At 65.9% G+C, this 22,920-nt stretch carries 9 protein-coding genes and 6 pseudogenes; 8 read left to right on the forward strand and 7 right to left on the reverse strand.

Features of this window, described 5'->3' with window-relative positions; all coding sequences use genetic code 11:
• Positions 1 to 689: 689 nt before the first annotated feature.
• A pseudogene (locus ACN469_RS06265) lies at positions 690 to 1,594 on the forward strand (IS3 family transposase); the annotation flags it as partial.
• A gap of 7 nt (positions 1,595 to 1,601) precedes the next feature.
• Here the strand turns inward: ACN469_RS06265 and ACN469_RS06270 are convergent.
• Positions 1,602 to 2,996, reverse strand: a complete 1,395-nt coding sequence (locus ACN469_RS06270; protein ID WP_498765136.1) for an IS30 family transposase — start codon at positions 2,994 to 2,996, stop codon at positions 1,602 to 1,604.
• A gap of 47 nt (positions 2,997 to 3,043) precedes the next feature.
• Here ACN469_RS06270 and ACN469_RS06275 point away from each other — a divergent pair.
• Positions 3,044 to 3,331: pseudogene (locus tag ACN469_RS06275) on the forward strand (IS3 family transposase); the annotation flags it as partial.
• Here ACN469_RS06275 and ACN469_RS06280 read toward each other — a convergent pair.
• Together ACN469_RS06280 and ACN469_RS06285 are read right to left on the reverse strand one after the other, a co-directional pair.
• Positions 3,279 to 3,701: pseudogene (locus tag ACN469_RS06280) on the reverse strand (phage antirepressor KilAC domain-containing protein); the annotation flags it as partial. The pseudogenes ACN469_RS06275 and ACN469_RS06280 overlap by 53 nt on opposite strands.
• Positions 3,702 to 4,483: 782 nt before the next feature.
• Positions 4,484 to 4,855: pseudogene (locus ACN469_RS06285) on the reverse strand (BRO-N domain-containing protein); the annotation flags it as partial.
• 101 nt (positions 4,856 to 4,956) lie between these two features.
• Between ACN469_RS06285 and ACN469_RS06290 the strand changes: the two are divergent.
• A complete protein-coding gene (locus ACN469_RS06290; RefSeq protein ID WP_498765138.1) occupies positions 4,957 to 5,565 on the forward strand; it encodes a phage minor tail protein L in 609 nt (202 codons plus the stop codon).
• A 146-nt stretch (positions 5,566 to 5,711) separates the two neighbouring features.
• Here the strand turns inward: ACN469_RS06290 and ACN469_RS06295 are convergent, their stop codons facing one another.
• A complete protein-coding gene (locus ACN469_RS06295; protein WP_498765140.1) occupies positions 5,712 to 6,344 on the reverse strand; it encodes a M57 family metalloprotease in 633 nt (210 codons plus the stop codon).
• Positions 6,345 to 8,284: 1,940 nt separating this feature from the next.
• Between ACN469_RS06295 and ACN469_RS06300 the strand changes: the two genes are divergently transcribed.
• Positions 8,285 to 8,677 (forward strand): hypothetical protein, encoded by a 393-nt coding sequence (locus ACN469_RS06300; RefSeq protein ID WP_498765142.1) that lies wholly within the window; start codon positions 8,285 to 8,287, stop codon positions 8,675 to 8,677.
• Complete coding sequence (locus tag ACN469_RS06305; RefSeq protein ID WP_498765144.1) at positions 8,674 to 9,495, forward strand: P-loop NTPase family protein; 822 nt, start codon at positions 8,674 to 8,676, stop codon at positions 9,493 to 9,495. Before ACN469_RS06300 ends, ACN469_RS06305 begins: the two co-directional genes overlap by 4 nt.
• Positions 9,496 to 9,597: 102 nt before the next feature.
• Here the strand turns inward: ACN469_RS06305 and ACN469_RS06310 are convergent, their stop codons facing one another.
• The 3 genes and pseudogenes from ACN469_RS06310 to ACN469_RS06320 all read right to left on the reverse strand — a co-directional run.
• Positions 9,598 to 10,161: a DUF4328 domain-containing protein gene (locus tag ACN469_RS06310; RefSeq protein WP_498765146.1), complete on the reverse strand. Its 564-nt coding sequence runs from the start codon at positions 10,159 to 10,161 to the stop codon at positions 9,598 to 9,600.
• Between the two features lie 692 nt (positions 10,162 to 10,853).
• Positions 10,854 to 11,469, reverse strand: a pseudogene (locus ACN469_RS06315) (IS701 family transposase); the annotation flags it as partial.
• A gap of 49 nt (positions 11,470 to 11,518) precedes the next feature.
• Positions 11,519 to 12,244: pseudogene (locus ACN469_RS06320) on the reverse strand (peptidyl-prolyl cis-trans isomerase); the annotation flags it as partial.
• A 91-nt stretch (positions 12,245 to 12,335) separates the two neighbouring features.
• Here ACN469_RS06320 and ACN469_RS06325 point away from each other — a divergent pair.
• The 3 genes from ACN469_RS06325 (at position 12,336) to ACN469_RS06335 (ending at position 22,741) form a co-directional block, all read left to right on the forward strand.
• Positions 12,336 to 13,547: a cytochrome-c peroxidase gene (locus tag ACN469_RS06325; protein ID WP_498765148.1), complete on the forward strand. Its 1,212-nt coding sequence runs from the start codon at positions 12,336 to 12,338 to the stop codon at positions 13,545 to 13,547.
• A 120-nt stretch (positions 13,548 to 13,667) separates the two neighbouring features.
• Positions 13,668 to 17,270 carry a pre-peptidase C-terminal domain-containing protein gene (locus ACN469_RS06330; RefSeq protein WP_498765150.1) on the forward strand — a complete coding sequence of 1,201 codons (3,603 nt, stop codon included), beginning with the start codon at positions 13,668 to 13,670 and terminating at the stop codon, positions 17,268 to 17,270.
• 35 nt (positions 17,271 to 17,305) lie between these two features.
• The gene (locus tag ACN469_RS06335) at positions 17,306 to 22,741 is read left to right on the forward strand and encodes an RHS repeat-associated core domain-containing protein (RefSeq protein WP_498765152.1); all 5,436 of its coding nucleotides are present in this window, start codon (positions 17,306 to 17,308) and stop codon (positions 22,739 to 22,741) included.
• The last annotated feature ends 179 nt before the right edge of the window (positions 22,742 to 22,920 follow it).

Below are 22,920 nucleotides of genomic sequence, written 5' to 3' on the forward strand. Positions count from 1 at the left end.
GATGGGGCAGGCGCCGGATGGGTGGCAGTAGCGCCGGGGGTCACGCCCTTCGGGCGGACAACAAATCTTGCTGCCGGAACACATCCCACTATCGCTGCACTCGATTGGTTTCGGGTCCATCTGTTGCTCGACACCTTCCGGGTCGAGCGGTGTGGCGGGGGCTTCGTCCGCATCTGTCGCGCCACCGCAGCTCACAAGCAGGCTAAGGGCCAGCAACCCTCCGATGATGCTTGGCTTCATACGTCCTCCTGAGTTTCAGGGATGTAAAGCATCACAAGAGTAGCACGACCTGCTTGTGGGGCTTAATGCCTCACTGGAGCGCCACCTCGCCCCGAGAGTCGCACGCGAGGGGCGGCTTACCGCGCTGTCGTGAGGATACCGTTCTCCTGGACGCGGAAGTGGAGCCCTCCACGTCCTTCGCCCGATACGGAGATGGCGTATGTGCGTCCTTCCTCCAGCGGTAGGGCGGGTTGCACCTCATCGAAGCCGTCGGGGACTACCCCGTACACGAGGCGCGCGGGGCCGGCGCCTCCCAGCGATCCGCGGGCGCGGATGGTCCACACCGGAGTCCCGTCCATGAGGCTGACACGGACGAGGTCGTACCGCGGAGAGCCCTCGGGCCGGGATGGCTCGCGAATGGGAGTAGCCCAGTTCCGTGGACACCCGAGATGTGATGGAAGGAGGACGGGATGTCCGCGAACGAGGAGAAGCAGAAGAAGCCCCGGAGGCCGCGCCGTGAGTTCTCGGCGGAGTTCAAGGCCGGGGCGGTGAAGCTGGTGCTGGTGGAGGGCAAGTCCTTCCCGCAAGTCGCCCGCGACCTGGACCTGACGGAGTCGGCACTGCGGCTGTGGGTGGCGCAGACGAAGACGGACAGGGGCGAGGGCAAGCCCGGTGCGTTGACGACAGCGGAACGCGAGGAACTGGCTCGGCTGCGCAAGGAGAACCGCGAGCTGCGGCTGGAGCGGGAGATACTAAAAAATGCAGCGGCCTTCTTCGCGAAGGAGATGAAGTGAAGTTCTCCTTCATCCACGCGAAGAAGGCCCTCTTTCCGGTCTCCTCCCTCTGTCGTCACCTGAGCGTCTCCCGCAGCGGCTACTACGCCTGGGCGAAACGGCCCGAGTCCGAGCGCAAGAGGAGTGACAGGGCCCTCAGCGCTGAAGTGGTCGCCGTGCACCAGGAGAGCCGAGGCACATACGGCGCTCCTCGCGTGCACGCGGAGCTGAAGGCGCGTGGCCGACGCGTGGCCCGCAAGCGGGTGGCTCGCCTGATGCGCCAGGCCGGCGTGCGCGCTCGCGTCCCGCGTCGCTTCGTGCGGACCACCGACTCAGCCCACAGCCACCCGGTGGCGCCGAACACGCTGGAGAGGAACTTCCTGCCCGACGGGCCCAACCGCACGTGGGCCGGCGATATCACCTACGTCTGGACTGACGAGGGCTGGTTGTACCTGGCCGTACTGTTGGACCTCTTCAGCCGCAAGGTGGTGGGCTGGGCGATGGGCGAGAAAATCGACCGGGGCCTCGTCCTGCGCGCGCTCGACATGGCGTTGCTCGGCCGCCCCGCGCCCGAGTTGCACCACTCGGACCGCGGCAGCCAGGGCGGATTCAATCGGTCGTCGCAACGCTGTTGGACTGCAATGAGTATAGGTGCTCGTTGAAGGCTTCAGCAGGTGTTTTCCATCCGAGTGCTTTGCGAGGGCGTCTGTTGAGCGCTGCGGCGACAGCGGCGAGGGCGCGGCTCGAGTGCCTGGCCAGGTCTGTGCCCTTGGGGAAGTACTGGCGCAGCAGCCCATTGGTGTTCTCGTTCGTGCCGCGCTGCCATGGGCTGTGCGGGTCGCAGAAGTAGACGGCCAGGCCGGTGTCGATGCGCAACTGGGCGTGTTGCGCCATCTCGGCGCCCTGGTCCCAGGTCAGTGAGCGGCGAAGCTGTTCGGGCAGCGTGATGATGGATGCTGTAATTGCGTCGCGAACTGCCAGGGCGCCGTGTCCAGCGAGCGCAGGGCCGTTCTTCACCCGGGGCTGACCGTAGGTGTCCATTCGGGGCAGATGCAGCAGCATTGTGAAGCGGGTGGTGCGCTCCACCAGGGTGCCAATGGCCGAGCTGCCCAAACCGACGATGAGGTCGCCCTCCCAGTGCCCCGGCACCTCGCGGGCATCTGCCTCGGCAGGCCGCTCACGAAGCATGACGTCTGGGCTGACAAAGTGTTTGCCGCGCCTCTTGGTGCGCCCCCTGGGTACCCGCAGGGCCCGGCCCGTCCGCAGGCACGCAGCCAGCTCACGCCGGAGTGCGCCGCGGCCCTGCACGTAGAGCGCTTGGTAGATGGCCTCGTGGGAGATGCGCATGGAGGACTCCTGCGGGAAGTCGACCTGGAGTCGGTTGGCGATTTGCTGCGGGCTCCACGCCGTCACCCAGCGCCGGTCCTGCCTGCGACCATGCCGTCGGCCTTTCCAGCCCACAGTCGGGCCTGGCACGGCTACCCCATTGGCGGCGCAGAGCGTGCCAGCGAGGCCATCCTGTACGTACCGACGCAGCTTGTCGTTCACCGCGAGTTTCGCTGCTTTGGGGCGCCGGGCGCGTCGGTCAGCGTGCCATTGGGCGGCGGTGGCGCGGTATTGCAAGGCGCCGCCCCGGGTCGCAGCGTTGCGGCGCAGCTCTCGCGATACCGTCGATGGCGAGCGGCCGATTTGCTGCGCGATGTGGCGTACTCCGCACCCCTGGGCGTGCAAGACAGCGATGTCTTCGCGCTCAGCGAACGACAGGTAGCGCTGCGACAGCTTGGCCAGGCGAAACGGCGGCATTCCGCCACTCTCGCGAAACCAGCGCGTCCCGACCACCGGTGACACGCCGGCTGCTGACCCTGCATCCTCACTCGAAAGACCTCGGGCGATGGCCGCCCAAAAGCGCTCTCGATGCTCACGCCTGCCCACCGGTGGACGACCGGGCGACGACATCCGTGTGCGCCCGGCCCGCTCCGCGCGTCGACGTCCTCTTGTGCCCATCGCGACATCTCCTTCTTGGAGTGTTGCGACGACCCCTTGAACCCAAGCAGTACGCGAGCGAGGACTACCGCCGGCTGCTCGAGGAGCGCGGCATCGCGTGCAGCATGTCGCGCAAGGGCAACTGCTGGGACAACGCGGTGGCCGAGAGCTTCTTCTCCACGCTGAAGCTGGAGCTCGTCTACGTCACCCACTTCAAGACACGTGAGGAAGCAAAGCGAGCGTTGTTCGAGTACATGGAGGTGTTCTACAACCGGAAGCGGCGTCATTCCTCCCTGGGCTACATCAGCCCAGTCGAGTTCGAGCGAGTGTCCACAACGAAGAGGATGGCAGCGTAACCAACCTGTCTACGGAACCGGGCCACGCCCAACCTGCTCGGGCTCCTTCGGCGTGGATATGTGCCCGCACTTCTCCGTGAACCATGCCACGCCGGCGGGCGTCACCAGCGTTTGGATGGGTGTGAGGTGTGTCCTGGCCCTGCTTCTGCCGACGCAGCACGCACACCTGGTACACGAGACGGCCGTCTCGGATGAAGGACGTATAAGACACACATGGGCTGTCTTCGTCCTTCTTGAAGGACACCCCGTCGCGCTTCAGCCACCGGAAGAAGTCGCGGATGGGCAGGCGCAGGTGCCGAGCCGCGTCCATGAGGCTCATCAAGCGAGTGGTGGAGAGGAAGTCGTTGGCCAGCTTCACCGCGGGCGCCTGGGCCTCGAGCTTGCGCTACTGGGCAGCCACCATTCGGCCAAGTCTGCCGCCGAGCGGAGGGTCCCGGGCAGTCCCATGCGCCTGCCCTCCTGCTGACAGATCGCAGCAGGCGGGCCGACTTCTTCCATAACGAAATGGGCTCTACGGGTTGATGACCAGGAAGTCCGTTGAGATCCTGATTGGGGAGTTCCAGCCGACGTTGACTAGGAATTCTACATACCCATCCCTCGGCGCGATGTTCATGACGGTGTATGGCGCAGACGCAATGAAACGGTTGCCCGCATTGTCGACTTCGCTCGCAGAGATGAAAACCAGCGATCCTCGGCGGATGACGGGCCACCAGAATGTGAAGCGCCTGACTCCGCTGCCGCTAGCCCAGCCGTCGTATCGGGTGGCGGCTCCTGAGACAGGCGCCAGGGAAAATTCTTGGGGCTGTGCGTCCAGATACGAGGCTTCGTAGCTGGGGAGTTGAGCCGAAGTGGGGGCGCCTTCAACAGGCGGAGATGCCCATGCGGCTGATGTCAGCGTGAGCAATGAGGCGACAACCAAGGGGGCGGATAGGTGATGCATGAAAACTCCTGATAGGTGGCAGTGATGTGAAGTCGAGAAGATTCTTGCCTCCTACGTGGTTGCGGTGCGTGTGGCAAATCTGCTGTTGGTGTGCATTGCCGCGAAGTGATTTGTTGCGGATGGACTGAAGAATGTTGTCTGGCGGCGGACGGCAGCGTGTCTTCGGGGATGAATGTGTTTGTGACATTTCGCTCCCCGCAAGGCGTGGTCAATCAAGCCGCGAGACGGAAGAGGGCGGAGTTCGGCTGGGCGAAGAGTGCTGCTATGTCGGCCGACAGCTGGGGCTGGACCCGTGAGTAGCTCCCCGTCTTGCGGAGGGTGAGGAGAACCTCGTGCGTCACCCGCCTGCGGAACCGCTCCACCCTCTTCGCCTTCTCGTCGTCCTGCGGCTTGGCGGCGAAGATGGCCCGGTACAGCCCCAGCTCGCTGATGGTGGTGACCTCTTGCTCTCCGCCAGGCGTCCACACAAGGCGCGGACCCTTCTCGTCGTCGGGCAGCATGCGCGTCAGGGTGAACGCCTCGCGATACTCCAGGGCCACGGCGATGTCCTTGGCGACGAACCACGGCTCTCCGTCAGCCCCGTGGACGACCCGGACCGGGGTGTTTCTGTCGAAGAGGAAGGACTGGAGCTGGAGCCAAGTGCCCTGGTGGGGCCCTTCGCCCTGGACGCGTTGTCCATCCCCGGATGCGCATCAGCCACTTCCACGCGGGCACCAACGGCCTGGGCGGGCCCGTGGTGTGGCAGGGTGCCTCGTACCAGCCCTGGCCCGTGCAGGCCCGCGGCTTCGAGAGGTCGGGCACCGGGCGCTTTCCCCGGCCCACGCTCACCGTGGCCAACCTCCAGGGCACACTGGGCGCCCTCGCGCGGGGCTGCAACGACCTGCTGGGCGCACGCGTCATCCGCAAGCGCACCTTCGTCCGCTACCTGGATGCAGTGAACTTCCGCGGAGGCGGCAACCCCACCGCGAGCCCGTCGGAGGGCTTCCCTGACGACGAGTTCGTGGTGGACGCGAAGACGACGGAGAACAAGCACCTCATCGAGTTCACCCTCGCGGCGCGGTGTGACCTCGAAGGCGTCCGGATTCCCCTGCGCGTCATCACCCAGATGTGCGGATGGCAGTACCGGAGGGAGGGGGGCTACGCAGGCTCCCCCGTGGCGAAGGCCGATGACACGCCGACGTCCAGCGCGGCCGAGGACCGGTGCGGGAAGCGCCTCTCGAGCTGTAAGGTGCGGTTTGGGGCAACCGCCGTTCTTCCGTACGGTGGCTTTCCAGGGGTCGGGCTCTTGAGGTGACGAAGGGTGGATGCGAGCCATTCAAGACGTCGTCCTACCTTCGCAGCCTCTGGATCGACCGTGCCGAAACTCACCTGTTGCCTGAGACGGCCCGGGTTGTATTCGGTTGGTGACGGGATGTTGACCGCGCTGTGTGGTCGTGCTCGTTAGTACAGGGCCTCCAATGCTGTGACGTCGCTCGCGGTGAACTCTCCTGTCGCGCCCGTGGGAAAGCAGGAGTTCATGAGCGAGCCACCGGCTGAGGCGCCAGTCGGGGTTCCCGTGATGTGGATAGCACCAACGCCGGCCGAGCCTTCATTGGTCGCGCTGCCGCCGCAGCTGATCGCGCGGTTGAAGTAGTCCGAGTGGCGATATCCGATTGTGTGGCCGATCTCGTGGGTGATCACGTGCTCTATCGTGTCGCGAGGATACGCCGCGAGCCCTGAGCCGAGTGAGATCGAAGGGAACGGCTTGCCACCCGAAGGAAACCCGCTGGTGGCGCTGGGCCCGGTAGGGAGGACAGGATTGATCGCCAGTTCAATGATTGCGTAGGGCGGACGGGGCGGACAACCAGGGGTTTCCTGGCACGGATTGGGAGTGTATGAAAACTCGAGGCCGAGAGCGAGAGCGTTGTAGTTTGCGATTGCGTCCTGGATCCCGATGTAGATAGCCGTTGGGATAGACGACGTGGGGTGAATGAAAATCGTCTGAATGGTGGAAGAGACCAGATTGGTGGTGTGATAATGCTCTTGGCTGTTGTCGTCTCGTTCGAGCATCTCCCGCGATGCCTGAAGGCTCACCGCAGCGTCCCCCCCCGACATATACGACGCCATCGACGACCATGATGTCGCTCGCCGGAAATCCAGCCTCAACGAGATTGTCGATAGTCTCCTGAGTGTCGTCAGCGGTTCTTGGCTCGACACCGCAGCCGAACATCCACGCGCCACAGGCCAGTGCGAATACGGTCATCCTCGTGATCATCGGTACCTCCTGGCAAGCGTTCGAGGCTGGCTCGCAACGGTCCCGATAGGGAGTCGAAGCACCGGCCGCTGCGAAGTCTAACGCGCCTTGTACTGGGCGTGAATCTGTCCGGAGGCGAATCACTCCCGTCTTGCTGGCTGCGTGTGTGAGGATTTGTACTTCCGGCGGAATCGTGCGGAGGAATGAGATTGCTTTCAGGTTTCTAAATTGCACGTTGCGTGAGGTGCCACTTCGCGTCGTGGGTGAAGGTCGTGCGGCGGTCTAGGGGATTTCCCATACGTTTGAGAGGCCTCGACCACCCGGACGATGTCCAACAGCGCGCCCGGCTACCACGTCCTCGTGTGAGAGCGGGACGTCGGCGCCAAGGAGCTGGGCGTCGTCACGGGCGAGACGCGCATCACCATTCTTCCGGCGCTGGCGGGCGCGAAGCCGGCGGGTGTCCTCCAGGGGGTGCTCGGGGCGGTGCTCATCGCCGGTGGCGCGGTGCTCTCCGTCAACGACTATGGCGCGGTGGCCGACTGCACGCGGAACGCCGCGCCTGGGCGGAAGCACTGCTTCGCGCATCAGAAGCGGGCGACGCGGGGCAGCCTCTATCCACCTCCGTGGCTGAGACGTACGCCATGCCGTGTGAGAGGCTCGTCGCAGCCGCCCTGGCCTACGCGGGTGCGGGCGACGACGAGGAGGCGTTCGCGAAGGCGAAGGACAGGCTCCGGAAGGCAGCCCAGTCCTACACCCGCGGGCTCCTACTCCAGTCAGCTACAGCCCCCGCTCCTCAAACCAGGAAGAAGCATCCGGTGCGGCAGCTTGAGCTGTGGTCAGATGCAGGCTGTGCGGTCGCACGTTGCGCGGCATCGGTTCCGCCTACTCTGGCATAGCTGTCCGCAGGTAGGGTCCCCAGCACATCCCGCTATGCAGTCGTTATAGTTGGGCTCACAGTCAAAGCAGCACGGTGCTAGAGCCGCCGCTGCCTCCTCTACAACGCGGGACTCGGCGGCGAAAGCCGCACCGGCCCCAAAACAAAGTCCAACAAACACCGCCAAGAGTGTCTTCTTCATGGGTCCCCTTTGCGTGGTTTCCACTGCGTCTGGCGTGACCACACGGATACTGCCTCAGTTGCAGTGTGATGGATAGTCAAGTCCGTGTCGTGCTCAGCGTGGCTTCCCAGCCCAATGAAAATTGACAGCTCAAGTGACGCGGACCCTTTGACCCGCCCGATTACCGCTCACCGCATGGTGGGTTCGTGGTGTCGCGCAGTCGCCGCTCAACGTCGCGGCGTGTGTCATCGCAGAGCATGGTTCTGGGCGAGTAGTAGACGCACACGTGGAGGTCGCCACACGCCTCACGCAGCCACTCGTGGCGCCGGTCATGGCTGCTGAGGCGAGTCTGGACCGCCCCGAATCGCCGACGTCGAGCACGCGCGGCGGCGCATCTGGAGTCACGTCGACCCCGACGTAAATGGCTGGCATGTCGGCGAAGTCCATCCGTTCGAATGGGGCGGCGCTCACTCCTTCCAGCTCGCGGACCCGGAGGTGCGTACCGTCTTGAGCGGCGAACTGGTGTTCCCCGGGCACGTCGGCACCCTCTACCAGGCGCACAACGCGGTGAACCGGGGACGGGCGACGCCGCGCACGCTGCACCTCATGCCCGACGGGACGGTGTTCAGCGATCAAGTCACGCAAAAGAAACGTGCCAGGGGGCAGGTCTGGCGGTGCACCGGGGGAATTGCTCGGCACGGCGCAACTATCTTGCAGGGAAGCTATTGGAAGCGGAACAGGCTGTCGTGGTTACCGGGCCACTGACCGTGCCGGATGCGCAGGTGGCCGTGCAGGTCGTCATTTCCTCCGAGGAAATTCGCAAATCCTCGCCGGCTGAATCCAGGTGGAGCGCCACAATGAGGGCCTCGTCCGGCGCGTGGTGGAAGTCCTCAACGACTCCGAGGACGACCTCGATGCGCGGCTCTCCGCGCGGCAGGAACCCCGAAACGTTGGAATCGCACAGCCCTCCGCCGTCCCGGTTCAGCTTCCCGCGCTTCCTCATGAACGCCAACAATGCGAAGAACCTCGCCCAGACGCGGCCGACGCCATCCGTGCGTGCGCTGGGCCGCCATGTCATCGCCGATGGCGCCCAGGAAGGAGTGGAGGTCAGCCCATGAGCCAGGACGACGAGAAGGCGCCGCCAGCCGAGCCCCTGCCGCAAGCGCCCCGGAGGCTGGCGGACCTGATGCGGAAGGGCATGTCCCAGGCCCGTGAGCGGCCTTCAGCGGGGCTGGCCCAACTGGAGGCGGACTGGAAGCAGCGAGAGGTGGAGTTGAAGCAGGCCGAGGTGACGGAGCAGGCCCGGCATGAGGCCGCCCACGCCGCCGCGTGGCCGTTGCACCTGAAGTCGTGCCACGTCCCCGAGGAGGCCGTGGCGGCCCTCGCTGGGGAGGCGGTGCTGGAGACGGCTGCCCTCCGCGCCGCGAGGCACGTCCTGCGGGAGGGCCTGCGTACACTGTTGCTGTCCGGCGGCAGTGGGGTGGGGAAGACCGTCGGGGCGTGCCACCTCTTCCGCTCCGCGGTGCGCCAAGAGACGCGCACCGGCCAGCGTCTGCCCGAGTGGGACGCGTCCGCCGGGCTCTTCGTGCACTGGTCGCGGTTGAAGCGCGCCAGCGACCACGAGGCGGAGGACAGGCAGCTGCTTCAGCGTGCTGTCCAGGTGCGCATCCTGGTGCTGGATGACGTCGGTGGGCCGCCGGGCGAGGAGATGGGTCCGCGCCACCGGGAGCTCCTCGAGGAGTTGGTGGACAGTCGGGACAGGCCCGGCATGGTGACGGCGTATATCACCCGGCTCTCGGTGCAGCGGAGGGAAGGCGGGCCCTCGGATTTCGCCACCCACGTTGGCGCCCGCGTCGTCTCCCGCATGAGTCGCCAGGGGACGTTCCACCTGGCCGACTGCGGAAGCCGGGATCTGCGCCGGGGCGCGAAGCCGTGACGTAACAGTGAGCACTGGCTACTGGATCGCCACGGCTTCCTCTTGTCGCAGTCGAACCATCCGGCTCGCTCATGCACCGGGGCGAGTGGGTCGTGTCCGTTCTTACGGGGCGCGAAGCCTCTCCGCCTTGATTTGCACGAGCTGCTGCTGGATGCGCGCCACGATGCCGATGCACAGCGCGGTGGCGAGCAGGAATATCGCGCTATGGGCAGTTTGGATGCGGCGCAGCGTGCCGGAGCTGATGCCCGCGATTTCGGCGAGGTAGTTCATCGAATGGTGCCACATGCCCAGCGCCAAGGTGAGCAGCCCTGTGTACCACCATGCGCGTATCAGGCCAGTTCGGCTGGCCTCGCCTCCCAGGTCGAGCCAGAGGTCGCGGAGTAGTTGATAGGGTTTGAAGAGGTTCATGCCCGGGATGAACCAGGACAGGATGGCCCAGCGGGGCGAGGCCTGGCTGACCTTGAGCAGTGTCGCGATACGGATTGCCCGGTACTGCCACGTCAGGAAGCAGATCGCGCTGAGCAGCAAGGTCACGATTTTGATGAGGTGCAGGGCCATGAGGCTTTCCAAATAGATGTCGAAGGCCTCGGACTGCGTGTAGCCGATCTCGCGGACGAAACTGAAGAGCCAGCGCCTCACGGCGATGTAGGCGAACTCGGCGACCACTTGGAGGCCGATGGCGCAGGTTGCGACGACCGCCCAGGGGCTCGCGGAGGACAGGGGACGTTGCCTCACCCTCGCGTGGCAGGATGTACATGCACGGGCGTCACGCCCCTTGCACTGCTCGCAGAAGAAGCGTCCGCAGCGGGTACAGGTTCCCGTGGCGGGCTGGTCTGGATGGTGGGCGCATGAGGCATCAGCAGGGGGGCTGGATGGCGCTGTCAGCATGGAGTCGACTCGGGGCGAGGTGTGGAGTCGCGGCTCGGCGAAGCGGACATTCACTATACACATGCGTGACAGGAGTTGAGCCCAGGTGGAGCAGGGGAAGGGCAGTCCGATGATTCCTGTTGGCTCCAGAACAGCGCGACGTGCGGCGGCACCGGGGTGGGGGAGACCGCCGGGGGGCCACCGCTTCCACTCCGTGATGCGTGTCGAGACACGCATCGGCCATCGTCTGCGCGAGCGCTCCTCCTGCCCGGTTTCGGGACGCGGCAGTTCCCGCGACTCGACGGAGCCTCCCGAATGGCCAACTAACACTATTGCGTCAGGGGCCCGAAGGGTGGACGGGGAGGCCGGGGAGGCGACGTGAGGTGCGGTGGGGGTTGGTGCGGTGGCAGGTGGGGCAGCGCGGCAACCACGAGGCAATCACTCGCGCCATGGCGAGCCGTGCGGTGATGAAGCTGTCGAGGAAGTGTCGCTCAGGCCGAGAGTGACTGCGCGTGGGCTTCAGCCGCCCTTCGGACCGAGGGGGGAAAACGCCGCGTGCGTTCCGCCACGAGGAAGGCGTAGCAAGACAGCGCGACGGAGACATGGTGATGCCAGCCGGGGAAACGGCGGCCTTCGTAATGGTCCAGGCCCAATTCCCCCTTGAGGTCCTCGTAGACGCGTTCGGTTCTCCAGCGCTGCATCACCAGACGAATGAGCTGCTTCTTCGTCCGGCCCTCTGGCAGGGATATCAGGAAGTAATTGGCGGGCTCGGGCTCACCGTCGCGCCACTCAATGAGCAACCCCAGAGGCTCCTGCTCTCGCAGGGGGACGCCCGCGGCGACGACGCGGCGCAGGGCAAAGCGTGCCGACAAGGCGGCTTGCGTGCCCTGGCGCCAGGTGCACCGCCGGAAGCCGCCCCGTTCATGAAGACGCAGGGCCAGGTCCGAAACGCTTCGCACGTCCTTTCGGGGGGCGGCCCTTCGCAGCCAAGAGGCAGACGCTCGTCTGAGGGGCCACTGCCACCGCGTAATGCAAGCCCAGCGAGCGAAGGCGCGCACGAAAGTCGCTGGAATTGCCATAGGCGATGTCCGCCAGGAGGACGCCCGGTACCCTTGCTGCGGAAGCCCAGGTCCCCACCGGCGGGCTTGGAGTCCACGTCCTGTGACTGCTGCACTGCCGCCAGCTCGAACGCGCTCTTGGTCGGACCCGCTTCCTTCGCCTTCACCTCCGCTAGCAGCTTCACCATCGTCGCCCGCGTCTGCGTGCGCTTCGCGGCGTCGGCCTGCGGCGCCTCCAGGAAGATGTGGTGGACCCGGACGCGCTCGGGCCTCACGAACTCCGCGGGGTGCTCATCATAGTACTTGCGCAGCTCCGCCTCGGTGAGCGTGCCGGCGCCGGCCTCCTGCTGCTTGCGCAGCAGCTTCCGCACCATCACCTTCTCCAACGTCGCCTGAATCTCGGGGTCCTTCTCCAATCCCTGCTTCCGAGCCTCCTGCACCACCAGCTCGAAGCGGATGAGGTTGTCCAAGAACTCCTTCTTCTTCTCCAACGTGGCGTAGCGGCTGCGCACGAACAGCGGCTGCTCGTCCAACTTCGCCTTCACCTCCTGGGTCGTCAGACTGCGGTCATTGATGACCGCGATGACGGGGGTTGAGTCCTTGGGCCCAGCCTCCGCTGGAAGCGGACTCCCACCGTTACAGGCGGACAAGGCGAGGGCGACGACGGCTGAGAGGACTCGGGTGCGGACGGAGGGCGTGTGCCTGGGTGGAATCAACCGCGGAGCTTCACCTGGGGTGTGAACCCGCAGCGCTTTCGAGTGGCGGCGGCGGACACCGCGTGAAACGACAACCAAAAAAGTGGGCCTGTCTCGTATCTCCAACATGGTGCAAGGCGCGAATCCCTTGGTTCCTCGGACCAGGCTCGATGGGCAGCAGGGAAATTGTCCTCAAGGAACGATACGGAAGGGTCGCGCCGTGCTGGTCGCGTGGGTGCTCTGCTGCGCCTGCACGAAGCCCGCGCCGGAGACTCCGACGGGGGATGCGGTCGCCGGTGAGGGCCGGGTGGTCGGCCGCTTCGACGGAGGAGTCATCACCCAGGCGGAGCTGATCGAGGAATCCTCTCGCTTACGCCTCAAGGCGGGCGAGGCCTTGGAGGATGTCCTGGTGGAGCGCTCGCTGCTCGCCGAAGAGGCACGCCGCGCGGGCCTTCACGAGGACGCGACGGTCCAGGCCTGGTTGAGGACCGCCGAGCGAGAGGTCCTGGCTTCATTGGGGGAGGCTCTGTTCTTCGACACGTCGCTGAGTGCGGATGGCGCGGTGGCATGCGCGACGTGCCATCGTCCTGATGCCGCTTTCACAGACGGTCGAGCTGTTTCGCGCGGAGCATTTGGCCGTCAGGGAACCCGGAATGCTCCCAGTCTGATGGGCCTCACGCAGACCCGGGAGTTCTTCTGGGATGGGCGGAGGACCTCCCTGGAAGCACTCGTCATGGATCCGCTCACCACCGCGGAGGAGCATGGGCTGGCTGGAGAAAGTGCGGTCCTGGCATTGGTGCAGGCTCGTCATGCGGAGGGCTTCGCGCGTGTCTTTCCTGACGAGGGCGTGACCCAAGCGACCGTGGCGAAAGCCCTCGTCGCGTACCTCCGCCAGCTGGTTCCGGCTCCAGCTCCATTTGACCGCTTCCAGGCGGGGGACGCACAGGCGCTCCTCCCGGAGCAGCGCCGGGGGTTCGCGCTCTTCGTGGGGCGCGCGGGGTGTGCGCGCTGCCACCGTTTGGAGGAGGGCGCCTTCACGGACGGGGCATACCATCCCGGTGAAGTCCCCCTCGCGCTCGTTCCGCGTCAGCCGGATGCCGCCCGGAACATGTTGGGATGGGATCCAGAGGCGCGCCGCGCCGCGATTCCAGCTCGCGCGGATGTGGCGGCGTTGGGTCGTTACGCCGTCAGCCTTCGGGCGGCCGACCTGGGCCGTTTCCGCACGCCTTCCCTTCGCAACGTGGCCAGGACGGCCCCCTACATGCACGACGGGAGCGTTCCCACGCTGGCCCAAGCTGTTGAACGCGAGCTGTACTACCGAACGAGCGAAGGGCTTCAGGTCGGGGACCTGACGCCTGCGGACCGCTCCAGCCTCGTGGCATTCCTTCAGGCGCTGACGAGTCCCCAGGTACCAACACAGACAGCCCCGTGACGCTGTCCGCCCGCTGATCCCATTTCCATCCAGGAGTCTTTCTTGAAACGCCCCTTTGGGGAGCGCGGTCTCCTCGCGCTCTGGTGTGCCCTTTTGTTGTCCGCGTGTGGTGGTTCCCCCGTGTCCTCTCCTGAACTGGCGACCCAGCCCAGCGGGCTGGGGGATGCGGGACCGCCCATCAACTATGCCTATGACGAGTCCCGGCGGCTTGTCGGTGTCTACGACGGCACGGGTGCCAGCGCCCAGTATGTCTATGACAAAGGTGGAAACCTCCTCGAAATCAAACGGCTGACGGCCACGGGCCTGGGGCTCTTCGACTTCTCGCCCAACACCGGCGCGCCGGGCTCGGAGGTGATCCTGACGGGGACGGGATTCAGCACGACCCCCGCTAGCAATTCGGTGTTATTCCATGGCGTGGCCGCGGTCGTGACAGCGGCGAGCGCTCAGCGGTTGGTGGTGACGGTCCCCGCGAGCGCGACGACAGGCCCGGTGAGCGTGACGGTCGGCGGTGTGACCGCCACCAGCCACGAGGACTTCGAAGTGGCGGCCCAGGGAAGTGGTCCCACCCTCACCGGGTTTTCTCCAGTGGGTGGCCCCGTGGGGACGACGGTGACGATCACGGGCACGAACTTCAATCCCGACCGCCTCTTCGACCGGGTCTTCATCGGAGGCATCCAGGCCTCCATCGTTTCCGCCACGGCCACGCAGCTCGTCGTGAAGGTCGCCGCGCAGGGCGCCACGGGACGGGTGCGCGTTACCACTCCCGCAGGGCATGTGACGAGCACCACGGACTTCCTGGTGGTGCCGACAGTGGATGTCCCGGGCGGGATGGATACCGTGCTTCAACCCGAAGTGGGGGGAGCGCCGGTCAGCATCGTGCTGCCGGATGCGACGAGAAAGGCCGTGCTGACGTTCCCGGTCCAGCGCGGGGAACAAGTGAGCATCGTGGCGTCCTCGGTGGTGTTGGGGGGGATCTACCAGGTGGACTTGCGGATCGAGAACCAGCAGGGCTCGATTGTAGAGGCCTTCGTCGTGACGGCCGCGGGAGGCGTCTTCGACGCTCCGATCGCGCCGAGGGATGCCATCTACACGGCGGTGTTGAGGCTCACGGGAACCACGACGGGCTTCAGCGCGACGGTTGCCCTGGTCCGCGCCGTGCGTGGCGTGCTCGAGAAGGACGGCGCGCCGACGACCTTCGTCACCCAGGTAGGGCAGAACGGCAACCATGCCTTCGTGGGAGGAGTCGGTGAGCGCCTGGGATTGGGGGTGACGAGCATCACCACCACACCTGTTGGCCAGGCCGTCACCCTGACCGTGTTCAGGCCCGGAGGGGAACTCCTCACTTGCAACAACATCAGTGCCCCGAACAATTGCGACCTGCCCCCGTTGCCCATGGCGGGGACGTACACGGTGTCCGTCAATCCTCCGGGGACCGTGACGACGTCCATGGGGCTTTTGCTGTCACGCACGGTGGAGGGCAGCCTCACGGTGGATGGGAGCGCGGCCACCTTCAGCACCCCGCGGGTGGGCCAGGACGGCTTCTACACGTTCACGGCCAGCGCCAATGCCAACCTGAACCTGGTCCTCACGGGCGTTACCTTCGCCAGCGGCACCCAGGTGCGGGTGCTGAAAGCGGATGGCTCGGAGCTGGCCAGCCTGACCACCGACTCCTCCGCGGGCTATGCGTTGGACTTCGCCGCACCCGCGACTGGCACGTACGGCATCGCTGTGGACCCGTACCTGGCCAGCACCGGGCAGATGACCCTCCAACTGGTGGGAGAGGCCACCGGGAGCGCGGGGAGCATTGACGGCACGGTCACCCCCGTGAGCCTGGGGGCAGGACAGAACGGTCGCTACACCTTCAGCGGTACGGCCGGGGATCGCCTGGGCCTGGGCATCACTGGTCTCAGCACGGTGCCCTCCGGAGGGAATGTCGCTATCTCCGTCCGCACCCCCGATGGCAGCTCGCTCGTCAGCTGCGGCAACCTCAACACCCCGGACAACTGCGACCTGCCAGTGCTGCCGGTGACGGGGACGTATGCCATCACGGTCAACCCCGCGGGGGTCGCGACGGCATCCATGGGGCTTTTGCTGTCGCGCACGGTGGAGGGCAGCCTCACGGTGGACGGGAGCGCGGCCACCTTCAGCACCACCCGGGTGGGCCAGGACGGCTTCTACACGTTCACGGCCAGCGCCAATGCCAACCTGAACCTGGTCCTCACGGGTATTACCCTGGCCCCCAGCACACAGCTGCGGGTGCTGAAGCCGGATGGCTCGCAGCTGGCCAGTCTGACCACCAGCTCTCCCACAGGCTATGCGGTGGACTTCACCGCACCCACGACGGGCACGTACAGCATCACCGTGGACCCATACCGGGCCAGCACCGGGCAGATGACCCTCAAGTTGGTGGGAGAGGCCACCGGGAGTGCGGGGAGCATTGACGGCACGCTCACCACCGTGAGCCTGGGGGCAGGACAGAACGGTCGCTTCGCCTTCAGCGGCACGACCGGAGATCGCTTGGGACTGGGCATCCCGAGCTTCAGCACGGTGCCCTCTGGAGAGAGTGTCGCCATCTCCGTCCTCAAACCCGACGGCAGCTCGCTCGTCAGCTGCAGCAGCATCAGCACCTCGGACAACTGCGACCTGCCGGTGCTGCCGGTGACAGGGACGTATGCCATCACGGTCAACCCCGCGGGGGTCGCGACGGCATCCATGGGGCTTTTGCTGTCGCGCACGGTGGAGGGCAGCCTCACGGTGGACGGGAGCGCGGCCACCTTCAGCACCACCCGGGTGGGCCAGGACGGCTTCTACACGTTCACGGCCAGCGCCAATGCCAACCTGAACCTGGTCCTCACGGGTATTACCCTGGCACCCAGCACACAGCTGCGGGTGCTGAAGCCGGATGGCTCGCAGCTGGCCAGTATGACCACCGGCTCCACCGCGGGCCACACGTTGGACTTCACCACACCCACGGCCGGCACGTACGGCATCGCTGTGGACCCATACCGGGCCAGCACCGGGCAGATGACCCTCCAACTGGTGACCGAGGCCTCTGGGAGCGCGGGGAGCATTGACGGCACGCTCACCACCGTGAGCCTGGGGGCAGGGCAGAACGGCCGCTACACCTTCAGCGGTACGACCGGAGATCGCCTGGGCCTGGGCATCACGAGCTTCAGCACGGTGCCCTCCGGAGGGAGTGCCTTCATCTCCATCTTCAAACCTGACGGCACCCTCTTCCAGGGCTGTGGCAGCCACGGCGCTCCCGACAACTGCGACCCGCCGGTGCTGCCGGTGACGGGGACGTATGTCATCACCGTCAACCCCGCGGGGACCGCGACGGCATCCGTGGGGCTGCTGTTGTCTCGCACGGTGGAGAGTAGCCTCACGGTGGATGGGAGCGCGACCACCTTCAGCACCACCCGGGTGGGCCAGGACGGCTTCTACACGTTCACGGCCAGCGCCAATGCCAACCTGAGCCTGGTGCTCACGTCGGCGACGTTCACAAGCGGCGTGGCAGTGAGCGTCAAGCGTCCCGATGGCTCTCATGCTGTTGGCAGGAATGCCTTCCCCAGCACGACCTACTCGGAGAATTTCACCGCCTCCACGGCAGGCACGTACAGCATCGTCGTGGACCCGACCTACGCCGACACCGGCCAGATCTCCGTTCGCGTGAAGACCCAGGGCGCTCCCTTCGCGCCGGCTCGCGTGGGGGTGACGCCATGACCTCCAAGACTCTCTTGTCCTTTCACGGAAAAAACATGCCTCACGCCAGACGTATCCTTGCGACCGCCTGCCTCGTGCTGCTGGGGGTGCTTTCAGGCTGCACGGAGGAGATTCCCTTCGCGCAGGTTCCAGACGAGGTCGTTCAACAGCTCACCGCGGAGCGGCCCCATGCAAGGGGCGGGCGGAGCGCGACCCGTTTGTCGGACGGACGCTGGTTGCTGCTGGGGGGCGAAACCGCGTCCTCCGCGGCGTCCCTCCAGCTTGAGCCCGGGCGCGTCGAGCCGCTGTCCCGGAGCCTGGTCTGGGCGCGGTCGGGTCAGACGGCGACCATGGTCCCAGGAGGCCGGGTCCTGGTGGTGGGCGGCCGAGATGCCACGGGACGGCTCGTCGAGGCGGCCGAGTGGTTCTCCGCGGATGAAGCAGGCTTCGTGAGCGCGGCGGAGGTCCACCCGTCGCCGCGGGCGCGGCACTCCGCCACGGTGTTGACGGATGGCCGGGTGCTCTTCGCGGGCGGAGAGACGGCGGATGCGCGGACCAGTGACACGGCGGAGGTGCTGGATACGCGCACGCTCCAGGTGAAGCGCCTGTCCTCGCGCATGCAGGTGGCCCGCGCCGGTCACACGGCCGTGTTGCTTCCGGACGGTCGCGTGTTGCTGGCGGGGGGCGACGCGCCCAGGGCGGTCCCCACCGCCGAAATCTTCGATCCGGTGCGCGACGAGTTCGTCCGGGTGGATGTCTCCGAGCGCGAACGGCTGCCAGCGCCGGATGCCGCGCTGGCGATGACGGGCTCACTGCCCAAGGACAAGGACCCCGCGGTGCCGGGGCAGGTCCTGCTGGCGGTGCGGCTGAGCCACCCCGTGGTGCAGGACGACAAGGCCTCCATCTCTCTGGTGGGGCCCGTGGGCGAGGTCGCGGGGGAGCACACCTTCGCGGAAGACGGACGGCTGCTCTTCTTCCGTCCTGCGCAGGCGCTGCTGCCGGCCACGGCCTACACGCTCTACGTCCAGGGGTTGCGGGACGCGAAGCACCGCGAGTTGCCGCTCACCACGGTGGCGTTCACCACCGCGACGGTGGCGGCGGGTGAAGGCCGTCCGGACACCCGGCTTCCGCGGCCGCAGCTGGGGCGTCCCAGGGCCACGGCGCAGCCGGTGGCGTCCCTGCGGCCCCTGGAGAAGCGGGGCGCGGATGGCCGCTACGATTGGCGCGCGCCGGAGCGGCCCCTCTTCGATGACGGGGAGACCTGGTTGCCGGGCCAGGAGAACCTCACGGGCCACTGGCGCTCGCGGGAGCCCCAGGTGACGCCGGTGGAGCTGCTCCAGGCTGCCCCCGGGGTCACCGCCCTCTCCGGACGGGTGCTGCGCCTCAATGGCAAGCCTCTGGCGGGTGTGCGGATCGTGGTGCGTGGCGTGGCCACGATGACGGATGCCCAGGGCCGCTTCCTCGTGGAGGGGCTCAAGCCCGGTGGCCAGACGTTGGAGGTCAATGGCCAGACGGCCAACCGTGGCGCGGTCCGCTACGGCCTGTTCTTCATGCACGTCGAAATCAAGGAGGGCATCACCAACCCCCTGGGCCACACGGTGTGGATGACTCGGCTGGATCCCCAGGGAACGGTCTCCATCCCGAGCCCCACGACGGAAGAGGTCGCGGTGACGACCCCCGCCATCCCCGGCTTGGAGCTGCGGCTGCCTCCCGGGACGGTGGTCCGCGACCGTGCAGGCAACCTGCTCACGGAGATCAACATCACGCCGCTGCCCATCAACCAGGCTCCGTTCCCGCTCCCCAACCTGGAGATGCCGCTGTACTTCACGCTCCAGCCGGGCGACGCGCGCTTCGAGGGGCTGTCTCCGGGCTTCAGCGGCGCGAAGCTGTACTACGCCAACTACCGGGGCGAGCTGCCCGGGGCGAAGGCCAACTTCTGGAGCTATGACGCCAACGCCAGCGGCTGGTTCGCCTATGGCCTGGGCAGCGTCAGCGCGGATGGCCGCCAGGTGATTCCCGAGGATGGCGTGGCCCTCTATGGCTTCGTCGGCGCGGGCTACAGCAACCCGGATGCGCCCCCTCCGCAGGTGGGTGGCGGCTGCAACAGTAAGTGCTGCGGCAATGGCGGGGGCTCGGGTGGGAATTGCTCGGGTGGATCCGCCGGCAGTCCGGGAAGTTCCACCGGCGGCGACCCGGTCCAGCTCGCCTCCGGCCAGTTCATCACCCACGAGGTGGACCTCGTCGTCGCGGACCTCATGCCTCTCCGGGTGGAGCGCACCTACCGCTCGTTGGATCTGACGCGCCGGCAGTTCGGCGTCGGCATGGTCAGCAACTACGAATACTTCCTCTGGCGGTCGACGCTCGACTTCACGGAGTACGAGCTGGTCAGTCCGGACGGAACCCGCATCCGGTATGAGCGGATCTCTCCCGGGATGGATGACACGACAGCCGTCTTCCAGACGACGTACCCGGGCCCCTTGGCCGGTTCACGCATCCTTCACAATAAGGAGTACCTGGGATGGGACCTGATCTTCCGGGACGGGAGCCGCTGGACGTTCAACCATGCCCACCGGTTGGCCCGGCTGGCGGACCGCTTTGGCAATGCGGTGACCGTCACCCGTGAGTCTGGGAATTCAGGTCCCATTGTCCGGCTGGATGGTCCTTCTGGACGCTGGGTGGAGTTCACCATCGGCACCAGTCTCCACAACGATGGTCTGGCCACCCAGGCCAAGGACCACACGGGACGGACCGTCACGTACACGTACGACACCCAGGGCAGGCTGACCCAGGTGACGGACGCCGCGGGCAAGTCCCGCCAGTTCACGTACAACTCCTCCAACTACATCGAGACGGTGGTGGACGAGGAGAACCGGCTCGTCGTCGAGAATGAGTACGGAGCGATGGGCCGGGTGTCCAAGCAGACGCTCGCGGATGGGAGCACCTACGAGTTCACCTACCAGTTGGGGCTCGTCGAGCAGTGCCTGCCGCAAGGCGGCTGCAACGTCCGTGATGGCGAGCAGATCGTCCAGACGGATGTGAAGGATCGCTCGGGACAGACGCGGCGGGTGTCGTTCCTTTCCGGGTACATCACCCAGGACATCTATCCCCTGGGAACGGCGGAAGAGCGCGAGACGAACTTCGAATTGGACTCGTCCACGGGCCGGCTGGATGCGCTGGTTGACGCCATGGGCCGGCGCACGGAGTACGAATACGACGGCTGGGGAAACATCACCCAGATGACGGGGCTGGCGGGAACGCCCCAGGCCGTGTCGACCCAGTACACGTACACGTCGACCCAGCAGGTCGCCACGGTCGAGGACGAGCTCGGGCATGTCACGGAGTACCAGTACGACGCCCTGGACAACCTGACGGGCATCGAGGACGCGACGGGCCGGACCCAGGAGTTCACATATGACTCGCAGGGGAGGCTGCTGACGATGCGCGCTGGCACGGAGGCGCCGGTCACCTTCACGTACGAGGGGGCGGACATCATCGCGGTGACGAGCGGCACCGGTCTGACGGACGAGTTTTCCCAAGACGCCCTGGGTCGGGTGGTCACCCGGCGCAGTCCGGGAGGACATGTTGACCGCTATGAGTACGACGCCCGGGATCGCCTGACCCGCTACACCAATGCCATTGGAGCTGTCGTCGAGTTCGCCTACGACAACTCAGGGCGGATCGTCGCGAGCAAGGACGCTCGGGGTCAGCTGACAAACTATGTCTACAACAACCTGGGACTCATTTCCGAGCGGATGGACCCGCTGGGACGGACGGCGACGTATTCGTACGATTCGGCGGGGCGTTTGAAGTCCTTGAAGGACCGCAAGGGGCAGGTGAGCGGCTGGAGCTATGACTCCTCTGGCGCGATGGTCCAGGCCGGTTTCGGTGCGACGGCGACAGCGCCGACGGCGTATTCCAACACCATTTCCTTCGGGTATGACCTGGGGGGCCGGCTCATCAGCATGGAAGACAGCCTGGGGCCGGAGATCTCCCAGTCCTATGACGGCCTGGATCGTCTCCTGCAGGAAGTGTCCCCGAACGGCACGGTCGACTACAGCTACGACGTCGCTGGGAGGTTGACGAGCATGACGGCCACGGGGCAGTCACCCGTCACCTACACCTACGACGACTCGGGGCGAATGACCTCCCTCGTCCAGGACAGCCGCACGGTCTCCTTTACGCATGATGCGGTGGGCCGCCGGCAGTCCGTAGTCCTCCCCAACGGGGTATCGCAGCACTACGTCCGTGACCTGGCGGGACAGCTGACTGCCATCACCTACAAGCAGGGGATGGTCATGGTGGGGGACCTGAGCTACATCTACGACGACGACGGGAACCGCGTCTCTGTGGGCGGGACCCAGGCGCGGACGGGCTTGCCGAACGCCGTTTCTGGCGCCGTCTACGACGTGGCGAGCCAGTTGACGACCTGGAATGGCCAAACGCTGTCCTACGACGCCAATGGCAACCTGGCTTCAGATGGCACGCGAACCTATACGTGGGATGTCCGCAATCAATTAGCTCAGATCAGCACAGGCACGGGGCCGCTCGCCACGTTCCTTTATGAGCCGACCGGAAGGCGTTCCCGCAAGACGGTGTCCGGGACCGCGGAGGACTACCTCTACAGTGGAGGGAACTTTATCCAGGTTCAATCACTGGCTGGGATGACCGACCTCCTGACGGGGTTCGGGCTGGATGAGGTGTTCAGCCAGACTTCATCCCTGGGGTCGCAGGACTTCCTGACGGATGCGATGCAGTCGACGGTCGCACTGGTGGATGGCAGTGGTGCCTTGAGCGCGACGTATACCTACGAGCCTTATGGCAAGACGGCTTCCATGGGGACGACGGCCGGAAACAGGCAGACCTTCACGGGACGTGAGGACGACAACACGGGGCTGCTCTACTTCCGGGCCCGTTACTACGATCCGTCCACGGGGCGGTTCCTGCAAGAGGAGCCGCTCGCGCATATCCCCGGGGCGCTTCAGGCATATGCGTTGAATGGGCAGGGATTGCCAGCCTACGCATATGGTTCGAACAACCCACTCACGTACAACGACCCAAGCGGTCTCGCACCAGGTGACGTCTTTTCAAGCCCAGCGGCCGCAGTCAAGGACACCTATGACTGGATGAAGAGGAGGCATTATAACTTCGGTTACGAATGGTCGGGGCTGGTCTATCTGACAGAGGGCAACCAGTGTTCGAATGGCGGATATGCCACCACGTGGCCACGGAGGTTGGACAACAAGGAAACCGCGCAAAGGTATTCAGATTCTTGGGAGTCGGGCATCTTCCGCCTTCCGACCGGTGGCGTTGTCGTCGCCTCCTATCACTCCCATCCAAACGTCGCATACAAGACAAGTGAATGGAGTTCTGATCCAAAGGACGGAAATGTGCCATCCCAAGGGGACATGACAATCAGCGGTAACATTCCGGGCGTCTTGATCACGCCGGACGGTCGCGTCGTGACCTACGATACTCGCCCTCCTCAACCCTGAGTCCGCCTGCTCGTCGTCGGAGGTGAGAACATGAAGCTCGAATGGCCTTTGCTGGTGCTGCGGATCCTCCTTTCCTCCTGGGTAGCGCCGACTGCGAGGAGGAGCTGGAATGCATGTTCTGGCCGCTGACGACACCGGGGTCTTTTTGCACGCCTCCGGGCGTCGCCTAATACGACTTG

This window comes from Corallococcus terminator (genome assembly GCF_049194865.1).
In the GTDB taxonomy this organism is placed as follows: Bacteria; Myxococcota; Myxococcia; order Myxococcales; family Myxococcaceae; genus Myxococcus; species Myxococcus terminator_A.

Bases quoted from the DNA above. Each gene is read 5' to 3' on its own strand.
- ACN469_RS06305 (WP_498765144.1), top strand. From the start codon at position 8,674: ATGAGCCAGGACGACGAGAAGGCGCCGCCAGCCGAGCCCCTGCCGCAA.
- ACN469_RS06270 (WP_498765136.1), bottom strand. From the start codon at position 2,996: ATGGGCACAAGAGGACGTCGACGCGCGGAGCGGGCCGGGCGCACACGG.
- ACN469_RS06290 (WP_498765138.1), top strand. From the start codon at position 4,957: ATGCGCATCAGCCACTTCCACGCGGGCACCAACGGCCTGGGCGGGCCC.
- ACN469_RS06335 (WP_498765152.1), top strand. From the start codon at position 17,306: ATGCCTCACGCCAGACGTATCCTTGCGACCGCCTGCCTCGTGCTGCTG.